Here is a 26319-nt window from a genome sequence, read left to right as displayed (position 1 = left end):
GTCCCTTTCAGGGGGGTTTGGGCCGGTCAGGCGCCGATGATGTTGTATTCGGGGCCGAAGGGGAACTTGGTGATGTTCTCGGCGCCGTCCTCGCCGACCACGAGGATGTCGTGCTCGCGGTAGCCGCCGGCGCCGGGTTGTCCGTCCAGGACGGTGATCATCGGTTCCATGGAGACGACCATGCCCGGTTCCAGTACGGTGTCGATGTCCTCGCGTAGCTCCAGTCCGGCTTCGCGGCCGTAGTAGTGGCTCAGCACTCCGAAGGAGTGGCCGTAGCCGAAGGTCCGGTTGGCCAGTAGTCCGTGGCCCACGTAGATCTCGTTCAGTTCGGCGGCGATGTCCTTGCAGACGGCCCCGGGCTTGATGAGTTCGAGGCCGCGCTGGTGGACTTCCACGTTGATGTTCCACAGTTCCAGGGAGCGGGCGTCGGGTTCGCCGTAGAACAGGGTGCGCTCCAGGGCGGTGTAGTAGCCGGAGGTCATGGGGAAGCAGTTCAGGGACAGGATGTCGTGTTCCTGGATCTTGCGTGTGGTGGCCCAGTTGTGGGCGCCGTCGGTGTTGATGCCGGACTGGAACCAGACCCAGGTGTCGCGGATTTCCGAGTCCGGGAAGGTCCGGGCGATTTCGTGGACCATGGCTTCGGTGCCGATCAGGGCCACCTCATATTCGGTGATCCCGGCCGTGATGGCGTTGCGGATGGCCTCTCCGCCCAGGTCTCCGATGCGGGCCCCGTGCTTGATGACCTCAATCTCTTCGGCCGATTTGATCATCCGCTGGCGCATGGCTGCCTGGGCGACGTCGACCAGGGTGGCCGAGTCGAAGGCGGCCTGGATCTTGTTGCGGTTGTCCAGCGGGAGCGAATCGTCTTCGACGCCGATCCGGCGGGGGTTGATGCCGCGGGTGCGGAGCGCCTCCTGGATGGCGAAAATGTAGTTGTCCCGGCGCCAGTCCGTGTAGACCACGTTGTCACCGTAGCTGCGCCGCCACGGCATGCCGGCGTCGATGTTGGCCGTAACGGTCACGGTGTCGTCCTTGGTGACCACCATGGCGTAGGAGCGGCCGAAGTAGGTGAAGAGGAAGTCGGAGTAGTACTTGATCGAGTGGTAGCTCGTCAGGACGACGGCGTCCAGGCTCTTTTCCGCCATGATGCGGCGAAGGCCGGACAGCCGGCGTTCAAATTCGGCGTCTGAAAAGGTCAGCTTTTCCTTCTGCCCGTTGTGCAGGACTTTCAGTCGCTCCAGTTCGGAAATCGACGAGGCGTTGGCAGATGCTGTGCTGGTCATTATGGTGATGCCTTTCTTCGGTGCTGTGCTTTTCGTGAGGAGAATTGGCTCGGACTGGTTTAGTCGTGGGTCAGTGGTTCTTTGCTGGTTTCACGGGAGAGTGCGACGGCGACCAGGGAGATGACTGCGGCCGCGACCAGGTAGAAGGCTGGAGCCAGGTCGTTGCCTGTGGCGGCGATCAGGAGGGTGGCCATGAAGGGTGCGGTTCCGCCGAAGAGCGCGTTGGAGAGGTTGAAGCTGACCGCGAATCCGCTGTAGCGGACCCGGGTGGGGAACATTTCGGCCAGGAAGCTCGGCAGCGTTCCGTCGTTGAGGGTGAGCATGGCCCCCAGCAGGACCTGAATAAGGACGATCACCAGGAAGTTTCCGGTTCCCAGCAGGGCAAAGGCCGGGACTGTCAGCACGATGAAGCTGAGTGATGCGGCGATGAGCACTTTCTTGCGGCCGTAGCGGTCCGAGAGCATCCCGGTCAGGAAGATGAACCCGATGTAGGTGACCAGCGCGATGGTGGTGGCGAGGAAGGATTCTGTCTTGCCCAGGCCAAGTTCCGAGGAGAGGTAGGTCGGCATGTAGCTGAGAATGACGTAGAAGCCGACGGCGTTGAGCAGCACGGCTCCAACTGCCCTGAGCAGCAGCCGCCAGTGGTTGCGGAAGAGGCCAAAGACGGGGGCCTTGATGGTCTGGTCCTCCGCCGCGAGTTCGCGGAATACGGGGGTGTCTTCCAGCTTGGTTCGGATGTAGCGACCGATCAGGCCCATGGGGGCTGCAAGCAGGAAGGGCAGACGCCACCCCCAGCTCTGCATGGCGTCGGCGCTGAGCAGGGTGGTCAGCAGTCCCGCGAGGAGGGACCCGAGCAGCAGGCCGGCGGCGGTGCTGGCGGGCACGACGGCGGCGTAGAGTCCGCGTTTGTTGGCCGGTGCGTACTCCACCAGGAAGGCGGAGGCGCCGGCGTATTCGCCGGAGGCGGAGAAGCCTTGGGCGACCCTGATGATCAGCAGCAGGATCGGAGCCCAGATGCCGATCGTGGCGTAGCCCGGAATCAAGGCTATGCAGAAGGTCGCTCCGGACATGATCAGGATGGAAAGGGACAGTGCCGTCCGGCGACCCACCCGATCTCCGATGTGTCCCCAGACGAAGCCGCCAAGGGGCCGCACCAGGAACGAGATAGCGAAGAGGGCGAAAGTCAGCAGGAGCCCTGTCTGGGGGTTGGACTCCGGGAAGAAGACTGCGGCGATGGTCACTGCCAGGTAGCCGTAGACGGCATAGTCAAACCACTCGACGAAGTTGCCGATGAAGCTGGCGGCGATCACCCGCCGCCGGGTTTCCTTACTGACTGTAGGCCCCGGTCCGCTGGACGGCCGGGAATCTCCGGATCCCGGGCCCAGCTGTGAGCCTGGACCGGCCACGGTTACCGCTTGATTTGGTTCGTTACTCATATGTCCACCAATGAAAATTTGGGTTGCATTGAACGCAACGCTGTTGCATCAGATTAGGCGTGAGCTGAAACACAGTCAAGGGTCTCGTGGCGGACTAAAAAGAAATCTGACTACATGCAGGGACTGCATGCAGGGCTGGAAGAAAAGTGATTGACGCAACACCACTGACGTTCTAGAGTTGCAGTCAACGCAACACTGTTGCATTTTTCTATCTGTTTCCTTGAACCGAAAGAGGCCGCCATGACGGGCACCCTGAATGAACCCCTGGCCAGTGCCGACGCCGACGTCGCCCGGGCCATTGACCGCGAGCTGCGCCGCCAGCAGTCCACGCTCGAGATGATCGCCTCTGAGAACTTCGCGCCTGCCTCTGTCATGGAGGCACAGGGCTCGGTCCTGACGAACAAGTACGCCGAGGGTTACCCGGGCAAGCGCTACTATGGCGGCTGCGAGCACGTCGACGTGATCGAACAGCTCGCGATCGACCGGATCAAGGCCCTCTTCGGTGCGGAAGCCGCGAACGTGCAGCCCCACTCGGGCGCCCAGGCCAACGCTGCTGCCATGTTTGCCCTGCTGGAACCGGGCGACACCATCATGGGGCTCTCGCTGGCACACGGCGGACACCTCACGCACGGGATGCGCATCAACTTTTCCGGCAAGCTCTACAACGTCGTCCCCTACCATGTGAGTGAGGGCAGCCACCTGGTCGATATGGCCGAGGTTGAGGCCCTGGCCCTCGAACACCGCCCCAAGATGATCGTGGCCGGATGGTCGGCATACTCCCGGCAGCTGGACTTCGCGGAGTTCCGCCGGATCGCGGACCTGGTCGGCGCGTACCTCATGGTGGACATGGCGCACTTCGCCGGCCTCGTCGCCGCCGGGCTGCACCCGAACCCCGTGCCGTTCGCCGACGTCGTCACCACCACCACGCACAAAACCCTTGGCGGCCCGCGCGGCGGGGTGATCCTGAGCAAGGAGCAGTATGCGCGCAAAATCAACTCCGCAGTGTTCCCCGGCCAGCAGGGCGGCCCGCTGGAACACGTCATCGCCGCGAAGGCCGTAGCGTTCAAGATCGCCGCGTCGGACGAATTCAAGGAACGCCAGGAACGCACGCTCGAAGGTGCCCGCCTGCTCGCGTCCCGGCTCCTGGCCGACGACGTCGCCGCGGCCGGAATCTCGGTGGTTAACGGAGGCACCGATGTCCACCTGGTCCTGGTGGACCTGCGGCACTCCGAGCTGGATGGGCAGCAGGGCGAAGACCGCCTGCACCGAATCGGCATCACCGTCAACCGCAACGCCGTCCCGTTCGACCCCCGCCCGCCCATGGTCTCCTCCGGGCTGCGGATCGGCACCCCGGCCCTGGCCACCCGCGGCTTCGGTCCCGCCGAATTCACCGAGGTCGCCGACATCATCGCCACCGCCCTCACCTCACCCGCAACAGAGAACGAACTCAGCGACGAGTCGGCTGTGCTGCTCCGCGACCGGGTCACGGTCCTTGCCGAGAAATTTCCGCTTTACCCGAACCTTTCCGGAACTGCCGGAACCACCACGAACGGAGTTGCATAATGAGCACGGAACAGCTTCCGGAGCACCCGGAATTCCTTTGGCGCAACCCGGAGCCCAAGTCCTCCTACGACGCCGTGATTGTCGGCGGCGGCGGGCACGGTCTCGCCACCGCCTATTACTTGGCCAAGAACCACGGCATGACCAACATCGCGGTCCTGGAAAAGGGCTGGCTCGCCGGCGGCAACATGGCCCGGAACACCACAATCATCCGCTCGAACTACCTCTGGGACGAGAGCGCAGCGATTTATGAGCACGCGCTCAAGCTCTGGGAAATCCTGCCGGAGGAACTTGAGTACGACTTCCTGTTCAGCCAGCGCGGCGTGATGAACCTCGCCCACACCCTGGGCGACGTGCGCGAAAGCATCCGCCGTGTCGGCGCCAATAAGCTCAACGGCGTCGACGCCGAATGGCTGGACCCGCAGCAGATCAAGGAACTCTGCCCCATCCTGAACATCAACGACAACATCCGCTACCCCGTCATGGGCGCCACCTACCAGCCCCGCGCCGGCATCGCCAAGCACGACCACGTCGCCTGGGCGTTCGCCCGCAAATGCGATGAACTCGGCGTGGATATCATCCAGAACTGCGAAGTCACCGGCTTTCTCAAGGACGGCAACAGGGTCACCGGCGTCAAGACCAACCAGGGCACCATCCACACCGAAAAGGTCGGCCTCTGCGCGGCCGGACACAGCTCCGTCCTGGCCGAAATGGCCGGCTTCAAGCTGCCCATCCAGTCCCACCCGCTCCAGGCACTGGTCTCCGAACTCCACGAACCGGTCCACCCGACCGTGGTCATGTCCAACCACGTGCACGTCTACGTCTCCCAGGCGCACAAGGGCGAACTCGTCATGGGCGCAGGCGTCGACTCCTACAACGGCTACGGCCAGCGCGGATCCTTCCACGTGATCGAGCATCAGATGGCCGCCGCCGTCGAACTCTTCCCGATTTTTGCCCGGGCGCACGTGCTCCGGACCTGGGGCGGGATTGTGGACACCACCCTCGATGCCTCCCCCATCGTCGGCACCACCCCGGTGGAGAACATGTTCGTCAACTGCGGCTGGGGAACCGGCGGATTCAAGGGCACCCCCGCTGCCGGGCTGACCTTCGCCCACACCATGGCCACCGGCACACCGCACAAGCTGAACAAGCCGTTTGCGCTGGAACGCTTCGAGACCGGAGCCTTGATCGATGAACACGGCGCCGCCGCCGTCGCCCACTAGCCGCCGTCCCCTAGAAAGAAGACGCACATGCTGCTTATCCCATGCCCCAACTGCGGCTCGCGCGACGAGACCGAGTTCCACTACGGCGGTCAGGCCCACGTCCCGTACCCGGAGAACCCGAACGACCTGAGCGACGTGGAATGGGCCGAGTTCCTGTTCTACCGCGAGAACACCAAAGGCATTTTCGCCGAACGCTGGCTGCACAGCACCGGCTGCCGCCAGTGGTTCAACATGCTCCGCGACACCGTCACCTACGACATCCAGGCCGTGTACCCGATGGGCACGCCCCGGCCGGATGTGTCGGTCCCGGCCGCCGCCGAATCCGGCACTGCCAGCACCGACGCTGAGAGCACCACCACCGGGACCTCAGCGCCCAGTATCTCGGCTTCCAGCATCGCCCCGGCCGCGACACCGGCCAGCACCACCGCCCCGAAGGGAGCAACCAAGTGACTTCCCAGAACGCCCGCCTCGCCGCCGGCGGACGAATCGACCGCACCATCGCCTGGCGTTTCACCGTGGACGGCGAGGAATTCACGGGCCACCCAGGCGACACCCTCGCCTCGGCCTTGATTGCGAACGGCCGGATCGGCGCCGGTAACTCGCTCTACGAGGACCGGGCCCGGGGCATCATGTCCGCCGGCGTGGAGGAATCCAACGCCATGGTCAAAATTGCTGCGCGCTTCCCCGGCGACGTGGCCGAGTCCATGCTCCCGGCCACCACGGTAACCCTGGTGGACGGCCTGAAAGCAGAACTCCTCAGTGGCCTGGGCAAGCTGGACCCGGAGGAGGACCGCGCCGAATACGACAAGAAGTACGTCCACACCGACGTCCTGGTGATCGGCGGCGGCCCTGCCGGCCTCGCCGCGGCCCGCGAGGCCGTCCGCACCGGAGCCCGCGTGATCCTCATGGATGACCAGCCCGAACTGGGCGGATCACTCCTTTCCGGGTCCACCGCGCCTCAGCTGGCCGAGACTATCGAAGGCAAGCCGGCCCTGGAATGGGTTGCGGACGTGGAGGCAGAGCTCGTCTCGGGAGCCGAAAGCACCGTGCTGAACCGCACCACGGCTTTCGGTGCCTACGACGCCAACTACGTCATCGCCGTCCAGAACCGCACCGACCACCTGTCCAGCCCGGCCGCCCCCGGTGTGTCGCGGCAGCGGATCTGGCACGTCCGCGCCAAGCAGGTGGTGGTTGCCCCCGGCGCCCACGAACGCCCGCTGGTCTTCGAGAACAACGACCGGCCCGGCATCATGCTCGCCTCGGCGGTCCGCAGCTATCTCAACCGCTACGCCGTTGCCGCGGGCCAGCGCGTTGTCATCAGCACCACCAACGACAGCGCCTACGCCCTGGCTGCGGACCTGCGCGCCGCCGGCGTCAAGCTTGAGGCCGTTGTTGACGGCCGCCCGCAGCTGACCGCGGTCGCTGCGGCCGCCGTCGAAGCAGGCACCCGGGTGCTGATCGGCAGCGCGGTAGCGAACACCACCGCCCCGGACTCCGGCGACGGCCGGCTCAACGCCGTCACCGTCCGCAGCATCAACGACGACGGCGAACTCACCTCCGGCGTCGAAGAGATCGCCTGTGATCTGCTGGCAGTTTCCGGTGGCTGGAGCCCGCTGGTCCACCTCCACTCCCAGCGGCAGGGCAAGCTGCGCTGGAACGACGAGCTCGCCGCTTTCGTGCCGAGCACCCTGGTCCCGAACCAGCAGACCATCGGCTCCGGCCGCGGCAGCTTCGAACTCCAGGACTGCCTGGCCGAGGGCACCTCCGCCGGAGCCTCAGCCGCCATCGCCGCAGGCTTCCCCTCCAACGTCGCACCTTCTCCACTCCGGGATCCGAAGGCCTCCGCCACCACCCGCCAGCTGTGGCTGGTCCCCGGGCAGACCGGCACGGCTGATGACTGGCACCACCACTTCGTCGACTTCCAGCGCGACCAGTCCGTAGCCGACGTGCTCCGCTCCACCGGGGCCGGCATGCGCTCGGTGGAGCACATCAAGCGCTACACCTCGATCAGCACCGCCAACGACCAGGGCAAAACCTCCGGCGTCAACGCCATCGGGGTCATCGCCGCCGCGCTCCGCCAGGCAGGGGAAGCCTCCCGCGGGATCGGCGACATCGGCACCACCACCTACCGGGCCCCGTTCACCCCGGTGGCGTTCGCGGCACTCGCCGGACGCCAGCGCGGCGAACTGTTCGACCCCGCACGTCTCACCTCTATCCAGCCGTGGCACGTCGCCAAGGGTGCCCTGTTCGAGGACGTCGGGCAGTGGAAGCGCCCCTGGTACTACCCGCAGGACGGTGAGGACATGGACGCCGCAGTGCTACGCGAATGCGCAGCCGTCCGCGACTCCGTGGGCTTTATGGACGCCACCACGCTGGGGAAGATCGAAATCCGTGGCAAGGACGCCGGTGAGTTCCTCAACCGGATCTACACCAACGCGTTCAAGAAGCTCGCCCCGGGTTCCGCCCGCTACGGGGTGATGTGCATGGCCGACGGCATGATTTTCGACGACGGCGTGACCCTGCGCCTCGACGAGGATCGCTACTTCATGACCACCACCACCGGCGGCGCCGCCAAGGTCCTCGACTGGCTGGAGGAATGGCTGCAGACCGAATGGCCTGAACTGGACGTGCACTGCACCTCGGTGACCGAACAGTGGTCCACGATCGCCGTCGTCGGACCCAAATCCCGCGCCGTCGTCGCGAAGCTGGCCCCCGAACTGGCTGCCGACGACGGCCTGGACGCCGAGGCGTTCCCGTTCATGACGTTCAAGGAAACCACCCTCGCCTCCGGCGTCCGGGCCCGGATCTGCCGGATCTCGTTCTCCGGCGAACTGGCCTACGAAATCAACATCCCGGCCTGGTACGGGCTGAACACCTGGGAAGCCGTGGCCGCGGCAGGGGCGGAGTTCAACATCACCCCCTACGGCACCGAAACCATGCACGTGCTCCGCGCCGAAAAGGGCTACCCGATCGTCGGACAGGACACCGACGGCACCGTCACCCCGCAGGACGCGGGCATGGAATGGGTCGTGTCCAAGGCCAAAGAGTTCATCGGCAAGCGCTCCTACGCCCGAAAGGACGCCGGCCGCACCGACCGGAAGCACCTGGTCAGCGTCCTTCCCGTGGACGGAACGATCCGGCTGCCCGAAGGCACCCAGCTCGTGGAAAAGGGCATCCCCACCAGCCCCGCCTACGGCCCCGTCCCCATGCAGGGCTTCGTGACCTCGAGCTACCACAGCGCCGCCCTGGGCCGTTCCTTTGGGCTGGCACTAATCAAGAACGGCCGCAACCGCATCGGTGAAACCCTCGTGGCCGCCGCCGGCGACCGGTTCGTTGATGTCGTTATCGCAGAAACCGTACTTTTTGACCCCGAAGGGACCCGCAAAGATGGCTAAGACAGCAGCACCGACAGGTATCAATGGACTCCGGGACATCCGGCGCAGCCCCGCCTCCCACCTAACCGAAGCGCTGGCCGCCGGCTCCGTCCCGGGCAAGGTCGTCCTCCACGAGGGCCCGTTCCAGACCATGGCCGGCGTCCGCGTGGACCCCCGCTCCGAGGCAGGAGCACGGATCGCCGCCGTGACCGGCGGACTACCGGCACGCTGCGGGGAAGTCACCGGCACGGACAGCATCAGCGTCCTCTGGCTCGGACCCTCCGAGTTCCTGGCCGTGGCACCGGAAACTGCCCACGATTCCCTGGGGGGCAACCTCATCGGCTCCCTCGTGGAGGCCCTGGGCGACGCCCCGGGCCAGGTGGTGGACCTCTCCGCCAACCGCACCACATTCGAGCTCACCGGCCCGCGCGCCCGGGCAGTCCTGGAAAAGGGCTGCGCCCTTGACCTGCACCCCCGCAGCTTCACCCCGGGAATGGCGCTGACCACCGAGGTCGGCAATATCCCGGTGGTGCTGCAAAAGACCGCAGAGGACAGCTTCCGGCTCTTCCCCCGGGCCTCGTTCGCGGAGTTCCTGGGCCGCTGGCTCCTCGACGCCATGCGCGAATACGCCTCCCCCGAGGTCCCCTGATGGCGCTCAGCGTCTTGGACCTGTTTTCTGTTGGCATCGGGCCGTCCTCATCCCACACGGTCGGCCCGATGCGGGCAGCCAAACGGTTCGCCGACGGACTCAAAAGCGACGGACAGCTGAGCACCACGACCAGGGTGCAGGCCGAACTGTTCGGTTCGCTGGGCGCCACCGGCCGGGGTCACGGCTCGGACAAAGCCGTGGTCCTGGGACTGCAGGGCCAGGACCCCGAGACGGTGGACACCGGAACCGCCAATGACCAGGTCGCGGCCGCTGCCCTGGACGCCGAACTCCGGATCGGCGGAGACCACCGGGTGGATTTCAACTGGGACGAGGACGTGGTGCTGCACCGCCGCAAGTCCCTTCCGGCCCACCCGAACGGCATGACCTTCCGGGCCCTGGACCACACCGGGGCAGTGCTCAAGGAGCGCAGCTACTACTCGATCGGCGGCGGCTTCGTCGTTGACGGCGATGCCAACGCCGGCGACAAGGTGGTGGCCGACGACACCGTGCTGCCCTACCCCTTCACGACAGCCGACGAGCTCCTGGACATCTGCCAGCGGGAGGGCATGTCCATCTCCGACGTGATGCTCGCCAATGAACTCGTCTGGCACGGCGAAGCCGAACTCCGGGAGAAGCTCCTGACGCTGTGGGCGGTCATGCGCCAGTGCGTGGAGAACGGCTGCGCGGCCGATGGGATCCTGCCCGGCGGGCTGAACGTCAAGCGGCGCGCCCCGGCCCTGTTCCGGACGCTTGCAGCATCCGCGGTCAGCGCCGAGGCGGAAGCCCGGAACCCGTCTCCGGTCCAGGTGCCTGCCGACCCGCTGCTCGCCATGGAGTGGGTGAACCTGTTCGCCCTGGCCGTCAATGAGGAAAATGCCGCCGGGGGCCGGATCGTCACTGCCCCCACCAACGGTGCCGCCGGGATCGTGCCGGCGGTTCTGCACTACTACGTCAAGTTCGTCCCCGGCGCCGACGACGACGGTGTCGTCCGCTTCCTGCTGACGGCCGCTGCCGTCGGGATCCTGTTCAAGATCAATGCCTCCATCTCGGGGGCGGAAGTCGGCTGCCAGGGCGAAGTCGGATCGGCCTGCTCCATGGCGGCGGCCGGGCTGTGCGAAGTCCTGGGCGGCACCCCCGCGCAGGTTGAAAACGCCGCCGAAGTCGGGATTGAACACAACCTCGGGCTGACCTGCGACCCCGTCGGCGGACTGGTGCAGATCCCCTGCATCGAACGCAATGCCATTGCCAGCGTCAAGGCCATCAACGCCGCCCGCCTGTGCCTGCACGGCGACGGCAGCCACAAAGTGTCGCTGGACAAAGCCATCAAGACCATGCGCGAAACAGGAGCAGACATGAAATCCAAGTACAAGGAAACCTCCCGCGGAGGCCTCGCCGTGAACGTGATCGAGTGCTGAACTGTGGACACCTTGACTAGCGACGCCGCTGAATACGTTCTGACCCTCGATTGCCCGGAAACACGGGGCATCGTCCACGCTGTGTCCGGATTCCTGCTCGAACAGGGCTGCGACATCCTGGAGAGTAAGCAATTCGATTCCCAGGACGACGGACACTTCTTCATGCGGCTCCACTTCGCATCGGCCGGGGACTCCCCCGACAGACCGGCCACCCTTGATTCGCTCCGGGAAGCCTTCGTGCCCGTCGCCAACAAATTCGGCATGCAGTGGCAACTGCGCGAACACGCGGCGAAACGCCGGGTCCTGATCATGGTCTCCAAATTCGAGCACTGCCTCAACGACCTGCTGTTCCGTGCCCGCATCGGCGAGCTGCCCATCGAAATAGTCGGCGTCGTCTCCAACCATCCGGACCACCGCGGGATCGTGGAGTGGCACGGCATCCCCTTCTTCCACGTGCCCGTTACGGCGGACACCAAACCCGCGGCCGAAGCGAACCTGATGGAGCTCGTCGACCGGCTCGACGTCGAACTGGTGGTTTTGGCCCGTTATATGCAAGTCCTCAGCGACGACCTGACCCGCCGGCTGGACGGCCGCGCCATCAACATCCACCACTCCTTCCTGCCCAGCTTCAAGGGCGCCAAGCCGTACCACCAGGCGCACGCCCGCGGCGTCAAGACCGTCGGCGCCACCGCCCACTACGTCAATGCAGAGCTCGATGAGGGCCCGATCATCTCCCAACAGGTGGTGGAGGTGGACCACACCTTCGGTGCCGACGATCTCGTGGCGGCCGGACGGGACACCGAGCGGAAAGCACTGTCCAACGCTGTCCGCTGGCACTGCGAGGGACGCGTTTTCCTTCAGGGCAGCAGGACCGTCGTACTGCGCTAGCAGTTTCGGTACAGCTCGGCGCCCGACGGCGTGTTCGTCGGCTCCGGGATCTTCAAGTCGCAGGTCACACTCAACCACGAGTTAGACGCGGAGGCCGGGGACTGTCGGAGTTGGTCCACCGCGTTGTTGACGAGTACAGCCGGCGTGAGCTGGAGGCCATGCGCCTGAGCTGCGAGCGTCTCGCCCTACTGCTGCGGCAGCATTCCATGATCAGCACCACCCGCACCAACGCCAAGGAGGCGTAGATTCGACGACACAAGACAGGTACACCACCGAACGGACCCCAATGTGAGGCTCCTGGCCGATCGCGAGGTCTGGCGGCAGGCGGGCATCATCCCTGCAGCCGGCGAGCTAACTGAGCGCTGGTTGCAACGCCGGAGCAAGTATCGACCGGGAACATTTGCCACGAGCTTCGACATGCGGCCGGCAGGGCTGGATCTCCGCCCAAGGGCGTCCTCTGCGATCGAACGCGCAGCGCACGTGCTGTTGCCAGTAAAGGAATACGGATCGCCCGGACTATCGTGGTTGAACCAACGCGCCTCTGCCGCCCACCTTCGCCTGCCACCCCGCCCCCCAGAGACGCTGAAACCGGGGATGAAGCAGAGCAACTCAGTGAAACGGCTTTCAGCGCAAGCGGCCGCTGGCCAGGCACCGGCCGAATAGCCTCGATGTCACCGCCGTCAGCGGGTACCAACAATTCTTCGATGCTCGCGGATTAGACTGCACCCGTGTCCGAAACTGAACGAACCATCACAGACCCGGCCTTCGAGGCTGCCTACGAGGCCGCACAAAAAAGCCTCCGAGAGGGCGGCATCCCGATCGGTGCCGCCTTGGCCCGTGGCGGGGCCGTCATTGCCAGCGGCCACAACCAACGTGTCCAGCATGGCGATCCAATCGCCCACGGCGAGATGTCTGCGCTGCGGGCCGCCGGACGCCAGAAGAGCTACCGGGACACAACCCTCTACACCACCCTGGCGCCGTGCGCGATGTGTACCGGGACCATCATCCAATTCAAGATTCCGCGCGTAGTGGTGGGCGAGGCCGACACGTTCCCCGGCGAATTCGAACTCCTCCGCTCACGCGGCGTCGAAGTGGTGGTGTTGAATGACACTCGATGCGTCGAGATGATGCGCACCTTCCAGGACGAACACCCTGAACTATGGGCAGAGGACATCGCCGAGTAATCCACGCAAAAAACGAGCACGGTGAAATGGATCAAACACGGCTAAAGCTACCGTGTGCCGCGAAATCATATGCCTGTGGCCTGGTACCGGTCTCGAACGCGACGAACGTTGGTGTCTCCCCTACCCGTAGTTCGATCGCCACCGCCCGCCCGAAGACTCCACTCATCCTCCGTCTTGACGGCAGCCACAGCTTCAGCGAGTCTGTGGTCTGTGCCGGCGCCGTGGAAGACGGCGACCGCAACCGCAAGGTCGGAAATGGTTCTAAGCCTCGCCTTGCTGAAGATATCCCTGACCATTTGTCAGCCAAGACTTCAGCAGTCCCATCCAGTAGCTGGTCGCTGGCGTTATGACCGTGAGTGGTACCCTCGCGCCGCGTCACCGAAATCCATCCATGAATGACCAGAAGCACCTTCGCTGTTTGTCCAGACCGCGGGCGCCGTCGAAAGTGGCGTGAAATCAATGCAGTGCATGAACATCTGAGATGCTCTTGACAGGGCCCGGACACTCTGGACAGGAGTGCTGGACGCAAAATCCTTCCCGAACGAGGAACAAATCATCGGCCTGATCGCGGGCCTCCAGTTCCCCACCATTCGGGATCAACTCATGGCTGACATTCCCGGAATCCTGGAACCCGGACCGTGTCCTCCTGGCCCAGACGAGCAGCAAGCCCCAATGGTCCTGCTCGAATGGGCTGAACACCTGCTGCTACACGCTTACACGCACAGCAGCACCGGACACTCCGCCCTCATCCTGACCGCCATCGCCTTCATCAACTGGCGGGAAGGCCAGGGCAGCAAAGCCCACCAGTTCCTACACCTCGCCCTGGAGGCCGACCCCGGCTACCACCTGGCCAGGCTCAGCGAGCCCATGACCTGCTCCGGATCAGTGACCATGTCATGCCGTTCCCGACGCATTCCAGCATGAACTGGTATCAGAGCGGAAATCCTTGACCGGCCGCAACCCCAGAGCGATCAAAAAGTATTCAGCAAGTCATGTTGTACGCGGCCCCAGCCACCATGAAGTAGTGAACGCGAAAACCCAACGGAAGGACGAACGAGGATGAACACCCAGCAGAGACCCCGCAGGGCGGTACCCGGACTGCAGTAGAGAGCCGCTCCCCCCACACAACCGAATAGCCCGTTCCGGGACCCCACACACCCGGAACATCAGATCAGAGGCAAGAGTGTGGACACTGTCCACACGAAAAAAGCACCAAAACGTCTTTGACCTGCGGAAACACTGTGCCCGAGGTGGGACTCGAACCGGGTTCCAGCCCTTGCAAACACTGGCCTCCCGCCGAAACATCCGCTATCCGGCCCAGTCCGGCACCGGTACGGCCCAGTCCGGCACCCAAAGTGTGGACACTGTCCACACCCCCATTTCTCCCCACCAGAGGCCTCCCCCAAACTGCCGCACCCCGCATCGACAGGGTGCGGCGCTTCTTTGCCCTGAAAGCCTTGAGCATTCCCAACTTGGTTTGAAACGGTTATTTCAGGATGGCGCCCAGCCAGCGCCGTGTTGGCCGGGCGCCCTCTGCAGGGCAATGGATCAAAAGGTCATCGGTTGTTGGCCTTTGGCACTCCCATTCCCGGGTCGATTTGGTGGGGTCCTGCGGCGGACGGTCGTACATCGAAATCGAAGACCGCTGTCGGAAGGTAAACCGTGGAACATGAGTTGGGGATGTCCACCACGCCGGAAAGGCGCCCTTCGATGGGGACGGCACCGAGGATGACGTACGCCTGCTCCTTGCTGTATCCGAATTTGTTCAGGTAGTCGATGGCGTGGAGGCATGCCCGCTGGTACGAGAGGTGCGAGTCGAGGTACCGCTGTTCGCCGTCCAGGGTCACCGAGGTGCCGGAAAACGCCAGCCACTGACTGAACTGTGGATCGACGATGCCGGGCATGAAGATGGCGTTTTCGCTCACCCCGTAAGTCTCCATTCCGCCCTTGATCAGGTCCACCCTGAGATCAATGAAGCCGCCCATCTCGATGGCGCCGCAGAATGTGATCTCACCGTCGCCCTGTGAGAAGTGCAGGTCCCCCATGGACAGGTTGGCTCCGTCTACGAATACCGGGTAGAAGATGCGGGTGCCTTTGGACATGTTCTTGATGTCCTGGTTTCCGCCGTTTTCCCGTGGGGGGGCAGTCCTGGCCGCTTCGCCTGCCACTCTGTCGAATTCGGACTGTGCAAGGTGTCCAAGAACCGCGTGCCCGGCTTCGGGCGGAAGCGCCAGGGGCGGCACGCGGTTGGGGTTGGTAGCTATGAGGTCCCCTTCGCGCTTGTTCCACTTCGCCAGCAGCTGGGCTGAGGGGGCGGTACCCATCAGCCCCGGATGGATCAGCCCGGTAAAGGCAACGCCCGGGACGTGCCGGGAGGTAGCGATTTGTCCGTTGAAATCCCAGATCGCCTTGTACGCGTCCGGGAATTGTTCGGTAAGGAAGCCGCCTCCATTGTTGGTGGCGAAAATGCCGGTGTAGCCCCAGCCCTGTCCGGCCAGCGGGCCGGAATCCTCCTGCGGGATCGGGCCGACGTCCAGGATGTCGACTACCAGTAGATCGCCGGGTTTGGCGCCTTCGACAGCGAAGGGGCCGCTGAGTTTGTGAACCGTCAATAGCGGGGCGTTGAGGATATCTTCTGCGGAGTCATCATTCACGATTGCCCCGTCGAACCATTCCCGGCAGTCTACCCGGAAGGATTCTCCGGGTTTGACCGTTGAGACTGGCGGAATCTCAGGGTGCCACCGGTTATGGCCGATCTTTTCCTGATCCTCGAACTTCTTGCTGGAGTCCAGGGCAAATATCTTTGCTGGCATTTCATCTCCTTTGAAGGTGCCGCTTCCAAGTTGTCAGGGCCGCGGCAGTTTCCGATGTAACGGGTTTGATGAATACGGCTGGGCACGCCGGGGGGTGCCCGGAATCCGGGAGTTCACGATCTCAGGTTCGGATGCACTGCGCTGAGTCGAGTCAATGAGGCGGAACGCTGGGGAACCTGCCTTTGACAGATGGGGAGCACTGATCTTCCTGCGGGATGGTTTCCCGCAGGAAGGACACGCCAGTGCATCCGGTGCCTCCCCGATCGGGTGGGATGCTTCGAAGGCTGAGCCGTCGGGGCAGCAGTATTCATAGATGGCCACGGAGGGGTCCTCTCTGCTTAGGCGGCAGGGTCAGGCGGGCCGGACCACGTTCGCGGCTGGCCCGGGTTGGGGCTGGGTGCTGCTCCGCATTGACTTACGACCTAGGAAGTATGCAGCCGTCAGCGAGATCGCGGCCAACACCGCGACCAGGGCTGCATAGGTCGTGTTCGTCTCGTAGCGGCCGAGCAGCAGGAAGAACGCCGGAATGGTGCCCGTCAGGTGACTGATGAAGACCGTGAACCAGCCCGTCATCTTCGTCAATGACGTCCGGTTGAGCCCCAGTAGTAGGAAGAACATGAACCAGAGCACAGCCCACACAAACCAGATGACGCCGAAGACCGGGTCGGCTACCTGGGTGAACTGCAGCACCCCGATGACGAGAGCGCAGGCGGCGACGAACAAGGAAAACCATCCGAGGCCTTCGCCGCTGATGCCGGTCATCTGGAGAATTCCTACGTAGAGGTAGGTAAAACCGAATAGATACAGCCCCGCGGCACCGAAAATGACCGAGGGGTTGCCGTTGGCTTGGAGAATGATGATGGTGGGGAAAACCACCTGCATGGTTCCCACAAAGAAGTTAAGGATGGCGGCGGATTTTCCCGGGATGACCCCCACGAGCATCAGGCCATTGACAAACAGAACAGCACCTACGTAAAGCAAACCCACGCTACCCATGTCAACTCCATCGACATATGAAAAAGCGGTGCAGTATTGGAATTCCCCGAAGTGGATCCGGGTGACGGGACCCATTGGCCGAACTGGCCCCGTGGCTGGTATTCACCTAAAGGCTAGCCGTCGCCTACGCCGCGGTCTAAGGACTTTCGGCCCTTCTAAGCGCGATATCCGCGCGATCCGAGAGACTTAACGCCCTGCGCGCCACCGGCAATCCCTCTATTCAACGTGTTGCTTCGAGGCTATGACACCGCCGTGTGATACAACCGGTAGCCGGCGGGCAACCCCGGTTCTACAGGATCCGGCCCAGGGCCATGCCGGTCGCTGCAGCCGTTAAAGACAGGACCAGTGTTCCCAGACTGTAGACAGCGGCCAGACCGCTGCGCCGGGATTGAATCAGTCGAATGGTTTCGACGCTGGCGGTGCTGAACGTAGTGAATCCTCCCAGAAACCCCGTGCCGATAATGGTCTGCCACTCTGCCGGACCTCTGGCCGCCAACATCGCGCCGGCGAGCACGCCAAGCAATAGTGAGCCGCTAACGTTGATGGCCATCGTGGACAACGGCAATGGAGTGGGTACTTTAGGCCTCACCAAACTGTCAACAATGAATCGCGTGGCTGCCCCGGCAGCCCCGGCCAGAGTCAACAAAAACATGATCATGGCTCCTCCTCCTTTAGGAGGGGTCGATTCCCCGGATTCGGCTTTTCGGCGGCGACGCGGCGCGCGAGGGAACTTCTCTCGTATGCCGCGCCGCACCAGATCCCCGACCAACTGGCGAGAGCCCCGCCGAACAGGCTTAGCGCCAGGTACGCCACTGCACCTGCATCATTTGCAAGCGCCAGGAGCAGCACCGAGTCGAGCGCCAGAGCACTGTAGGTTGTGAAACCGCCGAGGAAACCCGTGCCGAGCAAAAGCCGAAGGGCACGTCGAATCCCTACGTCCGGTCCGCGACGCTGGAGTCCTTCCAGCAACGCCCCGAGAGCCCAGGCTCCAGACAAATTGATGAGCAGCGTAGCGAGCGGCCATCCCGACGGGGAGGGCAACGCTTGCCCAAGGCCATAACGCGATAAGACGCCGACTCCTCCACCCATCATGACCAGCGCGATAAAGTAGGGGCTCAGGCCGTACCGCCCTGGTTTTGATGATGCGGGAACCGCACCCGTTGCGGCGGCTCCCTCCACAGGCCCCGTCCCGGTCACCACGCAATTCCTTCCGACCGGACGCTGGGCGCAGGGAGGGGCCTCAGGTGGCAGCCCCGAAAGTGATCTACTCCTGGTGGGAATTCAGGCCACCACGGCCTGCGCAGCGAACGGCTTAGAAACGCGCAGGCACCAAATCTCACGCCGAGGTCCCTTTCACATCCGCCGGGGGATACAGCGGCACTAGCGCACCCGTTAGCGGGCAACACGATCGGCGCCGCAGGCCAAGCCAGAATTCGTCCTTCGTTCGCAGTTCCACCGCGAATCGCCTGGCAACGACTGACGCCGCCACACCCCCGCGTCGCTTTCTTAAGTCCCTGGGAGCTGTTTCCGCCAAACTGCCCCGCCGTACGCTTATCCGGTTCAGGCAGAGAGCACCCCAGAAAATTAGAACCCTGGACCTCGTTGAGGGCAGGCGGGGCCTTAGAGGCGCGGATCAGGCCCATCTGCTCCTCAGTGATTTTCATGGAACGGACAACGGCGGACAGTCCCATCGATTGCGCGCTTGTGGAGCCTACCGAGCGTTCCGCCCCAACTCGGCCCTCCCTGAGTGCCTTCTTCGCCATCATGGTCACACCCGCCCGGTCACAACTGCCGTTCGCCTTCGACTTCCTAACTTCATCTTAGAAAATGCATGGCTTCGAGGGGAAGGCAATCCCCGGTGCCACCGGTCATTTGGTCAGCGTGCAGGCGCCATCGCCGCACATTTGTCGGCGCTGGTCAAGAAGTGAGCCATTCGTGGTCAAAGTGGCTCACTTTTCGACCATCACCGACAGCCGCCAACCGGATCGGGACCCGGATACTGACAACGTCGGCCGACGTTGTCAGTAGATGCACGGCGCTACAGCTTCAACTCCCGCGCCCGGTTTTACCCACGGAAGCCTGCCGCAGCCCCGGAAGGGTCCTCGCATCCCACCCTGGCCCTCCGAAAATCGGACCAACCAGGGACCGGTCTAGCTCAGTCCCTGGCCCCGTCCGGCGGTCTGCTCACGGGTCGGATTTGCGAGTAGATTGTTCACATCCACTGAGGGTCCGGCGTAGAAGCGAAACGAGCACATAGACAAGGATCCGGATGGGTTTGCCGTACCGCATTGACACTCCCCAGCACATCGTTCCGCCTGGGTATGCGCGCTGGATGCATGAAAAGGGCATCCGCTCGGGCGCCATTGGCCTGCCGTCGGGGTCCGAGCGCTCGGCGTGTACTTCGAATACGCTGCTGAGGCGCGGCGGCGCGCGTGGAGGTCAACGAATACAGTGCAGAGGTGGTGGCGGCCCGGCTTGAGCGGTTCAGGTTCTTCGCGACTGTCACGCTGCCGGGCGTGCAAGTCGGCCTGGCGGAGGCCCAGTACGCTCTGGACATCCTGCTCGCGGACGAGATCGTGATGCTGGCCAACAGCCACGGCCGCTATCTCGGCGATCCGGGGTTTGAGCCACTGCTGCAGTTCCTTCACCACCGACGGGCCGTGGTAGTCATCCACCCCGGTGAACTGCCGGCCCCGGCGGTGCCGGGCATACCCACCTGTGCCACAGATTTCTCGCTCCAGATTTCTTGCTCCACACCACTGGCACTGCTATCAGCTTGGTCCCGTCCGGTGCGTTGGAGAAGTTCTCGGGAATCAAGTTCATCCTGGCCCACGCGGGCGGTTTCGTGCCTTACATCGACTTTAGGATCCTGCTGACGATGCTCATCGATAAGGATCTGGCCCTCAGCGCGCTAACGGCGCTGGGAGTTAAGAGGCAGTCCATATTGCGGCCGTTCTATTACGACGGAGCCATGTCCGTCAGCCTGGCGACCCTGCCCAGCCTGCTCGAGGTAGCTGACCTCGGCCGCATCACGTACAGACTGACTTCCCGTTCGCACCCTGAGCTCATGGTCAGCTCCAGATCAGTGGCCATGTCATGCCGTTCCCGACGGATTCCTGCATGAACACGTATCAGAGCAGAAACTCCGGACCGGCCGCATCTCTGGGTCGATCTAACTAGAGAATATTCAGCAAATTATGTTGTGAGCGGCCCTGGCCACTATGAAGTAGTGAACGCCAAAACCCAAGGGAAGGACGAACGACGATGAACACCCGGAAGAGGCCCCACAGGGCGGTACACGGTCCGCCGTAGGCAGCCGCCCCCCCTACACAACCGAATAGGACGTTTCCGGGACCCACACACCCGGAACATCATAATGCAAACCCACGAGCGATGGGTATCCCGGTGGGGATGAAGCACTTCAGTTTTCATTTAGAAGTAGGTTATAAATACTTTCTGTGTAACACAGTAAATATTTGCCCTACAGAGAATCGGCTGATTCGTATTGGTCAGCAGCCGCCAATGTAATATGCAAAGTTGAGGCCGCCCAAGTTCGGGTTTGCATAGAGGCGGGTTTCTCCAGGGGTCACGCATAGGTCGCGTTCGGCGTAGTAGTACTGGACTCTGATCTTGACGTTACCTGGACCGCAGTGGTTATAGATCGCTTCTTCCCAGGGCGGTATGTTGCCGCCGATGTTCGACGTGACAACACCCTGAAAACCGCACACGGCTGCAGATGCCGGCGCGGCGGTGACTACCAGTCCGGAGACTACCAGAGCCGCCCCAGTCGTTATTGCGGCGCAAACTCGCTTGAAACCGTTTAGCTGACTCATTGGACCTGCCCCTTAGCAGAGGCCGACGTAGTAGGCGCCAGTGATCCTGTCGCCCTGGTTCACGAATCCGAGCCAGCTGTCACCCGGGGGTACGCATGCGTAACGGTTGCCATTGGGTGATTCGGTGACGATCCTAACGTTTGTGGGACCGCAGTGACCGTAGACAGACACGACTTTCTGGCCGCCAAAGGGGTCTAGGGTCTGACCAAGCAAGTTCAGACTGAGGATGGAACTGTAGGTGTGGATTTCTTGCGAGTAACCACATACCGAAGCCTTCGCCTCTTCCGGCCCCACTAGTGAGGTGCCAACGATGCCACCGGCAACGAGAAGCCCTGTGGACAAAATTGTGACAATCTTCCGAGCTTTCATGTTATTTTCCCCCATATTATTTACAAACCCTGTCAAATTGGGTTCGTTCAATACGATAGAATATATTCATGGCTACTTCAACTAGATCGCCGATGATGCGCCAGGGCCGCAAGCAGAAGGTACTAGGGCTGGCGTTTTGCGTGTCGATGGCGGGCCTCTTGGCTTCGATCTTCCTTACCGGCCGGAACCCGCTTTTTCCTGGGATGTCTGGTCCGCTGCTGGTGCTGTTCTTCTTCCTGGCCGCAGCAGGCAGCGTCATCGGGCTTGCCGCTATCAGATTGCGGCGAACAGCGAAGGAAATCTCAGACAGGGATAACTGAGAGGACTTCGCTCCTGCGGAAGTGACATGCGGCTACGTGGAGGATCCTGGCCGGCGGCGGTGAACGGGCGGCCCAGTTCAAGCGGGGCGTGGTTGACGGCGTCCACTACCTAAAGTTCATTGAGCCCATCAAGCAGTTCAAACGCGAAGGCAAGCTCGAAAGGGGCGCTCGTCCTCTGCTACAAAAGCCATTCAAGGCGCCGAAGGGGATGCGACGGGCGACATACCGGCCCCTGGATACACGGATCAGGCCACCATCGTCCATTGGAAGTTTAGCCAGTGCGATGAGGAGATCGCGGTCCTGAAGGGGTCGCTGGCGCCGTGCCCAAAGCAGTACCGGGACGGCAGCCCGATTGCCGAGCCTCTCGCGAAGCTGGAACAGGCTTGAGCCAGGCCTAGGTCTGTCGTGGGGACTGAGAACGCAAGGCGAGGACGGCGCATGTGTGTTTCCTGGTCAGCCTGTAGCCCTCGGGCTTTCCTACCTGCAGTACTTTGTGGAAGAACCGGACATCACTCAGCGTCATGAGGGACTACCCAGCGTTCAGGTCCGGCAGCTCGCCGAGGAACTCAGTCCGGGAGTCCAGGCCGACTGCTTCGAGGATCGCGCGGGCCAGGGCTGGCGCGTCTTCGGCCCGGTAGTCGACTGCCGCCGTAACCCCGTCCGCCTGGTCTATCTGGATCACAGCGTTCCTATCTCCGTGTGGAATGGGACGCCAGACATCGAGGTGGTCCTCCGCGATGAAGGTGTCCTGGTGACGGTGGACGAAGTAGTCCTCAGCGGCCATGGAAATCCTCTCCTGAAAAATGGGCAAGAGAGCACTATAAGCAAGATGGGGCCGCGCCGGCCAGCCCTACTCGCAGTCCGGCAACTGCGTCCGCTCCGGCATCGAGTCGAACAAAAACCTCGACCGCGCCATCGACATGACGAACGGCGACGAAGACTACGCCGCGGACGACGCCGAGAAGTACCTCTGAGCGTCTGACACCTGCGGCTCCCCGACCGAAGTGGCGTATCCGCCCGCTCGCGGCCGCGCTACTTGCTCCCCGGAGAGTCGTGCCGTTCGATCACAAGCTTCGGGCCGCCGTCAACCGGAGGACATTCGATGTCGGGACGAGGAGGCACAAGCGACTGGGATCGTTTACGGCGCGGGCAGCGAGACCTGGCAACGTTCCCACTCCGGGAGCTTCCTGCCTGCGACTTTCTTGGAGGTCAGGTGCCGGCGGTGGTAGTGCTCGCACGGGTAGGCCCGGGCGGAATGCCTGCCCCGGCTCCCCCACTGCCACGATTGCGTCCAGGGCGGTGAATGGGCTCGGGTACGGATACTTGTTGCAGGCCATTGCGGATTCCCTCGTTCGTTTGATCGAACGGTTCACACCCGCTTGCAGTCGACATAGTCGTTTTGCCAGTCGGACTCTGGCACACGTCACGACGCCCACGCGACCGTCCGCAACTCGTGGAAAGGCCCAGGACCACAAGGCCCAGGAGTTCCTGCAGATCGCCCTTGGGGCCCGCCCGCTGACCAGGCTCAGCGAGCTCATGATCACCTCCGGATCAGTTGCCATGTCATGCCGTTCCCACCGCATTCCTGCATGAACAAGTACCAGAGCGGAAAACCCGGACCAGCCGCAAACCCAGGTCCATCTAAAGAATAATCAGCACGTCACGTTGTAGGCGACCCTAGCCACCATGAAGTGGTGAACGCGAAAATCCAACGGGAAGGACGAACGAGGATGAACACCCAGAAGAGACCCCAGAGGGCGGTACCCGGTCCGCCGTAGGGGACCGCTCCCCCGCATAACTGAATAGGCCGTTTCCGGGACCCCACACACCCGGAACATCAGATCAGAGGCAAGAGTGTGGACACTGTCCACACGGTAAAAGCACCAAAAAACCGCTGACCTGCGGAAAGACTGTGCCCGAGGTGGGACTCGAACCGGACTCCAGCCCCTGCAAACACTGGCCTCCCGCCCAAACATCCCGAATCCGGCCCAGTCCGGCACCAGTACGACCCAGTCCGAAGCCCAGGGTGTGCACATTGTGCACACCCTCCTTCTTGCCCGCTTCGCCGCCCCCAACCAAGCTGCTTAAACGGCCGTCCGGGCGGGTCGGTTGTGCATTGCGCTCGATTTCGCTCCGATAGGAAAGGCCGGCCTCAGGAAACGAGCCGGCCGCGTACAAGCACCGCACTGGGCGGCCCTCCTGCTGAAAATCGCTGACCATCATGGCTGCGGGTTCCTCCTTTCCGAACGTTTCATGGAGAAGAAAACAGCAACCTGCATGACCGACCGACGGCCCGGCCGGCCTCCAGGAGGTGACCACGGACCACCAACGGTGCAGCGGAGCCCGCCGCCTCCAGGACCACAAGTCAGCGCCCTCGGAGGAGGACCGCCCATCAGCAGATGTAACCAACCTGCTGGCTAGGTACAGCTGGCGCGCCTGTAGTACTAGGACTCCTTGCGGCGCCCGCCAAAGATCATCGAGGCCAGCGCCATGACACCGGTGACGGTGAATACTGCCGGCCACGCGCCGATCTTCTTCGCCAAGGGGTGGGACGCGCCAAAGGCCGTAACATACGTGCCCGTGAGGGCGGCAGCCCGGGCCGCGCCGGCGTCGTTTTTCCAAACCGCGAAGGCGGCCAAGCCGCAGGCTGCCAAAATGGCGCCGCCTGCCTGCCGGTTGCCTGTATCGCGGGCGACCTTGTAGCCGAGCAGGAGACCGGTCTTGGCCAAGCCGGTGGAAATGATGCGAGACATTCGATTGCTCCTTCGGCGGAACGGATAAGCGCTAACTTAAGCATAGGTCCGGCGCTGGGAACCGTAGTCGGGGCGCCCGCTGCTGCCAGCTGACGGCAGGCACCTCGATGAGGGTCGCCGGGGGCGCGCCGGGACCCATGATCAGGCGGCCTGTAAACGCCGCCCCGCCGCGGGACTCGCGGCACATAAAAAAGCCCCTCAGGGAGGGGCTTTCGCGGATGAAACATTGGGTTGGTGGCGTTGGTCAGCGGTGATGTGCGCCCCCCTTCCCGGACGTCGTGTCTGTCTGCCTGCATTCGATACCGCAAGACTGTAAGAGCTGATCCGCGGATCGTCCAACCGCAGTGCAGCGCATGTTGCCGCACCCGGGTAAGCGCCTGTACGAGGACACAGTGGATCGCCGGATATTGATTGCCCGCTGGGGCCTGGTTCCGCCCTGGGCCAGGGACATCAAAATCGGCGCGAGGCTGATCAACGCCCGCAGCGAGTCGATCCTGGACAAACCGTCGTTCCGCAGGGTGAATAAGGCGGGACTTTTGGGCCAACTTAACGGACGGCCAGGTTACGCGGCACTCCACGGATACGGTGTCATTGATGCTCCTATGGTTGTCACGCGCTGGTTTGCGGTTGTTCGTCCAGCCACGTGCGGTAACGGCTGGCAAGGTCGTGTTCCCGGGATAAGCCGCGTTCTATGCGTGAGATGGCTGTCGGCCAAACGCTGAAGTGCTGGGCGGCTGCGGCTTGGGTGATGTGAAGCGCCAACCGCCGTGGTCGCAGGTCATTCGTGAGGGGAGCAGGCCGGGGGGTGTGTAGCACCCGATAGATTTCCCGGGCGATGTAGCGCTTAAGGCAGCGCATGATCTCGCGCTTGCTCTTGCCGTCCTTTGTGCGTTTGGCGACGTAGTCCTTGGTGCGCTGGTCGGTGGACATGCGCGCCAGCACGATGTGATGGATCGCGGAGTTCGCGGCTCTATCACCGCCCCGGGGGTGCCGATGCCGGGTTGTTTTCCCGGACGAGGCGGGGATTGGGGCAACGCCGGTAAGGGCTGCGAATTGGGCTTCGCTGCCGAGGCGTTCGGGGTTGTCGCCGATGGTGACAAGTAGCTGGCTGGCCACGGCAGTGCCGATGCCGGTGACGTGGGTAAGAGCCGGCGCATTCTCGTTGATGATCCGGGCCAGATCCGTGTGGCAGTCTTCGATTTCGGTGGTGAGGTGCTGGTGGCGCCGGGCCAATCTCTTGAGCGTGATCGCTGTTGCCACGCCCGGGTCAGCTGTATCGCTGTCCGGGCGCAAGGCGGCCATCGCTTTCAGCCGTGCAGGTGTTGTTTGGCCCCGGTATCTGGCACGTATGGCCTCCGGCGCGGACACCAGGATGCCACTGATCTGGGTCAGCACAGCAGTCCGGGCCTTGATCGCGCTTGTCCTTGCTGTCCGCAGAACCCGCAAAGCCTCGACATATCCGTCCCGCGTCTTTGGTGTTGATGTGCCTCGTCCGGCCAACACGGATTCGGCGGCTTGGTAAGCGTCGAGCGGGTCGGACTTCCCGCGCAACCGGCGGGACTGCCGGTTGGGCCGGTTGACCTCCACGATTTCAAAGCCCTCTGTAGCCAGGACGCGAGCCAGCCCGGCACCGTAACTGCCGGTGCCTTCGATTCCGACGGCGATGACTGGCCCGAACTGGGTGATGTACCCAACGATGGCCCGATAGCCGGGTCCGGTGGCCGCGAATTTCTCGTCGGCCAGATGTTTCCCTCGCTGACTAATCAGGCGACATGATGGGTATCGGCATGAGTATTGATACCGGCGATGACTTTGATGATTTCATTTGTCATGATGGGACTGGCTCCTCGACTTCCGCGCAGCAGCGTAGTGATGGGCTCGCGTCGACCAGGTGGGCAGACAAGACGGTGATGGGACTTCTCGTCAAGCTCCTATGAAGTCATGTCCGCCTGGCCGATGCGTCTGTTACAGGCCGTGGCACGGCGGACGGATCATTCACAAGACAGCTTCAAGAAGCGTCAGTCAGAAGTAGAGTCACGCCGCCCCACGGCCTACTACCACCATCACCGTCAGAAGTCGCCTGCGCCGGGACCAGTAAGGGACCGTGCTGTTAGACAAAACTATGACCCGCGCTTTCAAGGCGGTCTTTCGCTCGATAAGTTGTGGCTGATTACTTCGATGGCCACTCCGGGTAGATGGTTGTACCATCGAACGAGTTGGTTG

General features: G+C 63.1%; 23 protein-coding genes and 1 pseudogene. 13 read left to right on the top strand and 11 right to left on the bottom strand.

Going from position 1 to position 26319, the window contains the following annotated elements; translation table 11 throughout:
* Window positions 1-26: 26 nt before the first annotated feature.
* Window positions 27-1283 (bottom strand): aminopeptidase P family protein, encoded by a 1257-nt coding sequence (locus tag VUN84_08000; protein ID XAS65564.1) that lies wholly within the window; start codon window positions 1281-1283, stop codon window positions 27-29.
* 59 nt (window positions 1284-1342) lie between these two features.
* On the bottom strand, window positions 1343-2719 hold the full coding sequence (locus tag VUN84_07995; protein XAS65563.1) for an MFS transporter: 1377 nt from the start codon (window positions 2717-2719) through the stop codon (window positions 1343-1345).
* 240 nt (window positions 2720-2959) lie between these two features.
* Between VUN84_07995 and glyA the strand changes: the two genes are divergently transcribed.
* The 10 genes and pseudogenes from glyA (at window position 2960) to VUN84_07945 (ending at window position 13936) form a co-directional block, all read left to right on the top strand.
* Complete coding sequence (gene glyA, locus VUN84_07990) at window positions 2960-4282, top strand: serine hydroxymethyltransferase (GenBank protein XAS65562.1); 1323 nt, start codon at window positions 2960-2962, stop codon at window positions 4280-4282.
* Entirely contained in the window at window positions 4282-5502 is a 1221-nt protein-coding gene (locus VUN84_07985; protein ID XAS65561.1) for a sarcosine oxidase subunit beta family protein, read from the top strand. The genes glyA and VUN84_07985 overlap by 1 nt, the downstream gene beginning before the upstream one ends.
* Window positions 5503-5529: 27 nt before the next feature.
* Window positions 5530-5952, top strand: coding sequence for a sarcosine oxidase subunit delta (locus tag VUN84_07980; GenBank protein XAS65560.1), 423 nt, complete (start codon window positions 5530-5532; stop codon window positions 5950-5952).
* Window positions 5949-8897, top strand: a complete 2949-nt coding sequence (locus VUN84_07975; protein XAS65559.1) for a sarcosine oxidase subunit alpha family protein — start codon at window positions 5949-5951, stop codon at window positions 8895-8897. The genes VUN84_07980 and VUN84_07975 overlap by 4 nt, the downstream gene beginning before the upstream one ends.
* Entirely contained in the window at window positions 8890-9525 is a 636-nt protein-coding gene (locus VUN84_07970) for a sarcosine oxidase subunit gamma family protein (GenBank protein XAS65558.1), read from the top strand. The genes VUN84_07975 and VUN84_07970 overlap by 8 nt, the downstream gene beginning before the upstream one ends.
* Window positions 9525-10940, top strand: coding sequence for an L-serine ammonia-lyase (locus VUN84_07965; GenBank protein ID XAS65557.1), 1416 nt, complete (start codon window positions 9525-9527; stop codon window positions 10938-10940). Before VUN84_07970 ends, VUN84_07965 begins: the two co-directional genes overlap by 1 nt.
* Before the next feature lie 3 nt (window positions 10941-10943).
* Window positions 10944-11828, top strand: a complete 885-nt coding sequence (purU, locus tag VUN84_07960) for a formyltetrahydrofolate deformylase (GenBank protein XAS65556.1) — start codon at window positions 10944-10946, stop codon at window positions 11826-11828.
* A 110-nt stretch (window positions 11829-11938) separates the two neighbouring features.
* The gene (locus VUN84_07955; protein ID XAS65555.1) at window positions 11939-12073 is read left to right on the top strand and encodes a hypothetical protein; all 135 of its coding nucleotides are present in this window, start codon (window positions 11939-11941) and stop codon (window positions 12071-12073) included.
* A 483-nt stretch (window positions 12074-12556) separates the two neighbouring features.
* Window positions 12557-13012 carry a nucleoside deaminase gene (locus VUN84_07950; protein ID XAS65554.1) on the top strand — a complete coding sequence of 152 codons (456 nt, stop codon included), beginning with the start codon at window positions 12557-12559 and terminating at the stop codon, window positions 13010-13012.
* A gap of 495 nt (window positions 13013-13507) precedes the next feature.
* Window positions 13508-13936 (top strand): annotated as a pseudogene (locus VUN84_07945) (DUF4192 family protein).
* 632 nt (window positions 13937-14568) lie between these two features.
* Here VUN84_07945 and fmdA read toward each other — a convergent pair.
* The 5 genes from fmdA to VUN84_07920 form a co-directional block, all read right to left on the bottom strand.
* Window positions 14569-15825: a formamidase gene (fmdA, locus tag VUN84_07940; protein ID XAS65553.1), complete on the bottom strand. Its 1257-nt coding sequence runs from the start codon at window positions 15823-15825 to the stop codon at window positions 14569-14571.
* A 33-nt stretch (window positions 15826-15858) separates the two neighbouring features.
* On the bottom strand, window positions 15859-16146 hold the full coding sequence (locus VUN84_07935; GenBank protein ID XAS65552.1) for a zinc ribbon domain-containing protein: 288 nt from the start codon (window positions 16144-16146) through the stop codon (window positions 15859-15861).
* 30 nt (window positions 16147-16176) lie between these two features.
* Complete coding sequence (locus VUN84_07930) at window positions 16177-16821, bottom strand: AmiS/UreI family transporter (GenBank protein ID XAS65551.1); 645 nt, start codon at window positions 16819-16821, stop codon at window positions 16177-16179.
* Window positions 16822-17110: 289 nt separating this feature from the next.
* Entirely contained in the window at window positions 17111-17479 is a 369-nt protein-coding gene (crcB, locus tag VUN84_07925) for a fluoride efflux transporter CrcB (protein XAS65550.1), read from the bottom strand.
* Window positions 17476-17910 carry a CrcB family protein gene (locus VUN84_07920; protein ID XAS65795.1) on the bottom strand — a complete coding sequence of 145 codons (435 nt, stop codon included), beginning with the start codon at window positions 17908-17910 and terminating at the stop codon, window positions 17476-17478. Before VUN84_07920 ends, crcB begins: the two co-directional genes overlap by 4 nt.
* A gap of 1687 nt (window positions 17911-19597) precedes the next feature.
* Between VUN84_07920 and VUN84_07915 the strand changes: the two genes are divergently transcribed.
* On the top strand, window positions 19598-19945 hold the full coding sequence (locus VUN84_07915) for a hypothetical protein (protein XAS65549.1): 348 nt from the start codon (window positions 19598-19600) through the stop codon (window positions 19943-19945).
* 385 nt (window positions 19946-20330) lie between these two features.
* On the opposite strand, the gene VUN84_07910 is transcribed toward VUN84_07915, so the two are convergent.
* The gene (locus VUN84_07910) at window positions 20331-20654 is read right to left on the bottom strand and encodes a DUF6355 family natural product biosynthesis protein (protein XAS65548.1); all 324 of its coding nucleotides are present in this window, start codon (window positions 20652-20654) and stop codon (window positions 20331-20333) included.
* Window positions 20655-21091: 437 nt separating this feature from the next.
* On the opposite strand from VUN84_07910, the gene VUN84_07905 reads away from it, so the two are divergent.
* The gene (locus VUN84_07905) at window positions 21092-21343 is read left to right on the top strand and encodes a hypothetical protein (GenBank protein XAS65547.1); all 252 of its coding nucleotides are present in this window, start codon (window positions 21092-21094) and stop codon (window positions 21341-21343) included.
* Between the two features lie 529 nt (window positions 21344-21872).
* Here VUN84_07905 and VUN84_07900 read toward each other — a convergent pair.
* Together VUN84_07900 and VUN84_07895 are read right to left on the bottom strand one after the other, a co-directional pair.
* Window positions 21873-22154 (bottom strand): hypothetical protein, encoded by a 282-nt coding sequence (locus VUN84_07900; protein ID XAS65546.1) that lies wholly within the window; start codon window positions 22152-22154, stop codon window positions 21873-21875.
* A 1633-nt stretch (window positions 22155-23787) separates the two neighbouring features.
* Window positions 23788-24096 (bottom strand): hypothetical protein, encoded by a 309-nt coding sequence (locus tag VUN84_07895; protein ID XAS65545.1) that lies wholly within the window; start codon window positions 24094-24096, stop codon window positions 23788-23790.
* A gap of 353 nt (window positions 24097-24449) precedes the next feature.
* Between VUN84_07895 and VUN84_07890 the strand changes: the two genes are divergently transcribed.
* Complete coding sequence (locus tag VUN84_07890; protein XAS65794.1) at window positions 24450-24818, top strand: SOS response-associated peptidase family protein; 369 nt, start codon at window positions 24450-24452, stop codon at window positions 24816-24818.
* On the opposite strand, the gene VUN84_07885 is transcribed toward VUN84_07890, so the two are convergent.
* Window positions 24706-25839 carry an IS110 family transposase gene (locus tag VUN84_07885; protein XAS65793.1) on the bottom strand — a complete coding sequence of 378 codons (1134 nt, stop codon included), beginning with the start codon at window positions 25837-25839 and terminating at the stop codon, window positions 24706-24708. The two genes, VUN84_07890 and VUN84_07885, sit on opposite strands and share 113 nt — an antisense overlap.
* Window positions 25840-26319: the final 480 nt, after the last annotated feature.

This window comes from Micrococcaceae bacterium Sec5.8, assembly GCA_039636775.1.
Lineage (GTDB): Bacteria > Actinomycetota > Actinomycetes > Actinomycetales > Micrococcaceae > Arthrobacter.
This window is presented reverse-complemented; position numbering and strand designations above follow the sequence as displayed.

What these genes read in the sequence shown, in the direction of transcription:
- VUN84_08000 (XAS65564.1), bottom strand. Translation starts at nt 1,283, where the DNA reads ATGACCAGCACAGCATCTGCCAACGCCTCGTCGATTTCCGAACTGGAG.
- VUN84_07995 (XAS65563.1), bottom strand. Translation starts at nt 2,719, where the DNA reads ATGAGTAACGAACCAAATCAAGCGGTAACCGTGGCCGGTCCAGGCTCA.
- glyA (XAS65562.1), top strand. Translation starts at nt 2,960, where the DNA reads ATGACGGGCACCCTGAATGAACCCCTGGCCAGTGCCGACGCCGACGTC.
- VUN84_07985 (XAS65561.1), top strand. Translation starts at nt 4,282, where the DNA reads ATGAGCACGGAACAGCTTCCGGAGCACCCGGAATTCCTTTGGCGCAAC.
- VUN84_07980 (XAS65560.1), top strand. Translation starts at nt 5,530, where the DNA reads ATGCTGCTTATCCCATGCCCCAACTGCGGCTCGCGCGACGAGACCGAG.
- VUN84_07970 (XAS65558.1), top strand. Translation starts at nt 8,890, where the DNA reads ATGGCTAAGACAGCAGCACCGACAGGTATCAATGGACTCCGGGACATC.
- VUN84_07965 (XAS65557.1), top strand. Translation starts at nt 9,525, where the DNA reads ATGGCGCTCAGCGTCTTGGACCTGTTTTCTGTTGGCATCGGGCCGTCC.
- fmdA (XAS65553.1), bottom strand. Translation starts at nt 15,825, where the DNA reads ATGCCAGCAAAGATATTTGCCCTGGACTCCAGCAAGAAGTTCGAGGAT.
- VUN84_07930 (XAS65551.1), bottom strand. Translation starts at nt 16,821, where the DNA reads ATGGGTAGCGTGGGTTTGCTTTACGTAGGTGCTGTTCTGTTTGTCAAT.
- crcB (XAS65550.1), bottom strand. Translation starts at nt 17,479, where the DNA reads ATGATCATGTTTTTGTTGACTCTGGCCGGGGCTGCCGGGGCAGCCACG.
- VUN84_07920 (XAS65795.1), bottom strand. Translation starts at nt 17,910, where the DNA reads ATGGGTGGAGGAGTCGGCGTCTTATCGCGTTATGGCCTTGGGCAAGCG.
- VUN84_07910 (XAS65548.1), bottom strand. Translation starts at nt 20,654, where the DNA reads ATGAGTCAGCTAAACGGTTTCAAGCGAGTTTGCGCCGCAATAACGACT.
- VUN84_07905 (XAS65547.1), top strand. Translation starts at nt 21,092, where the DNA reads ATGGCTACTTCAACTAGATCGCCGATGATGCGCCAGGGCCGCAAGCAG.
- VUN84_07895 (XAS65545.1), bottom strand. Translation starts at nt 24,096, where the DNA reads ATGTCTCGCATCATTTCCACCGGCTTGGCCAAGACCGGTCTCCTGCTC.
- VUN84_07890 (XAS65794.1), top strand. Translation starts at nt 24,450, where the DNA reads ATGTTGCCGCACCCGGGTAAGCGCCTGTACGAGGACACAGTGGATCGC.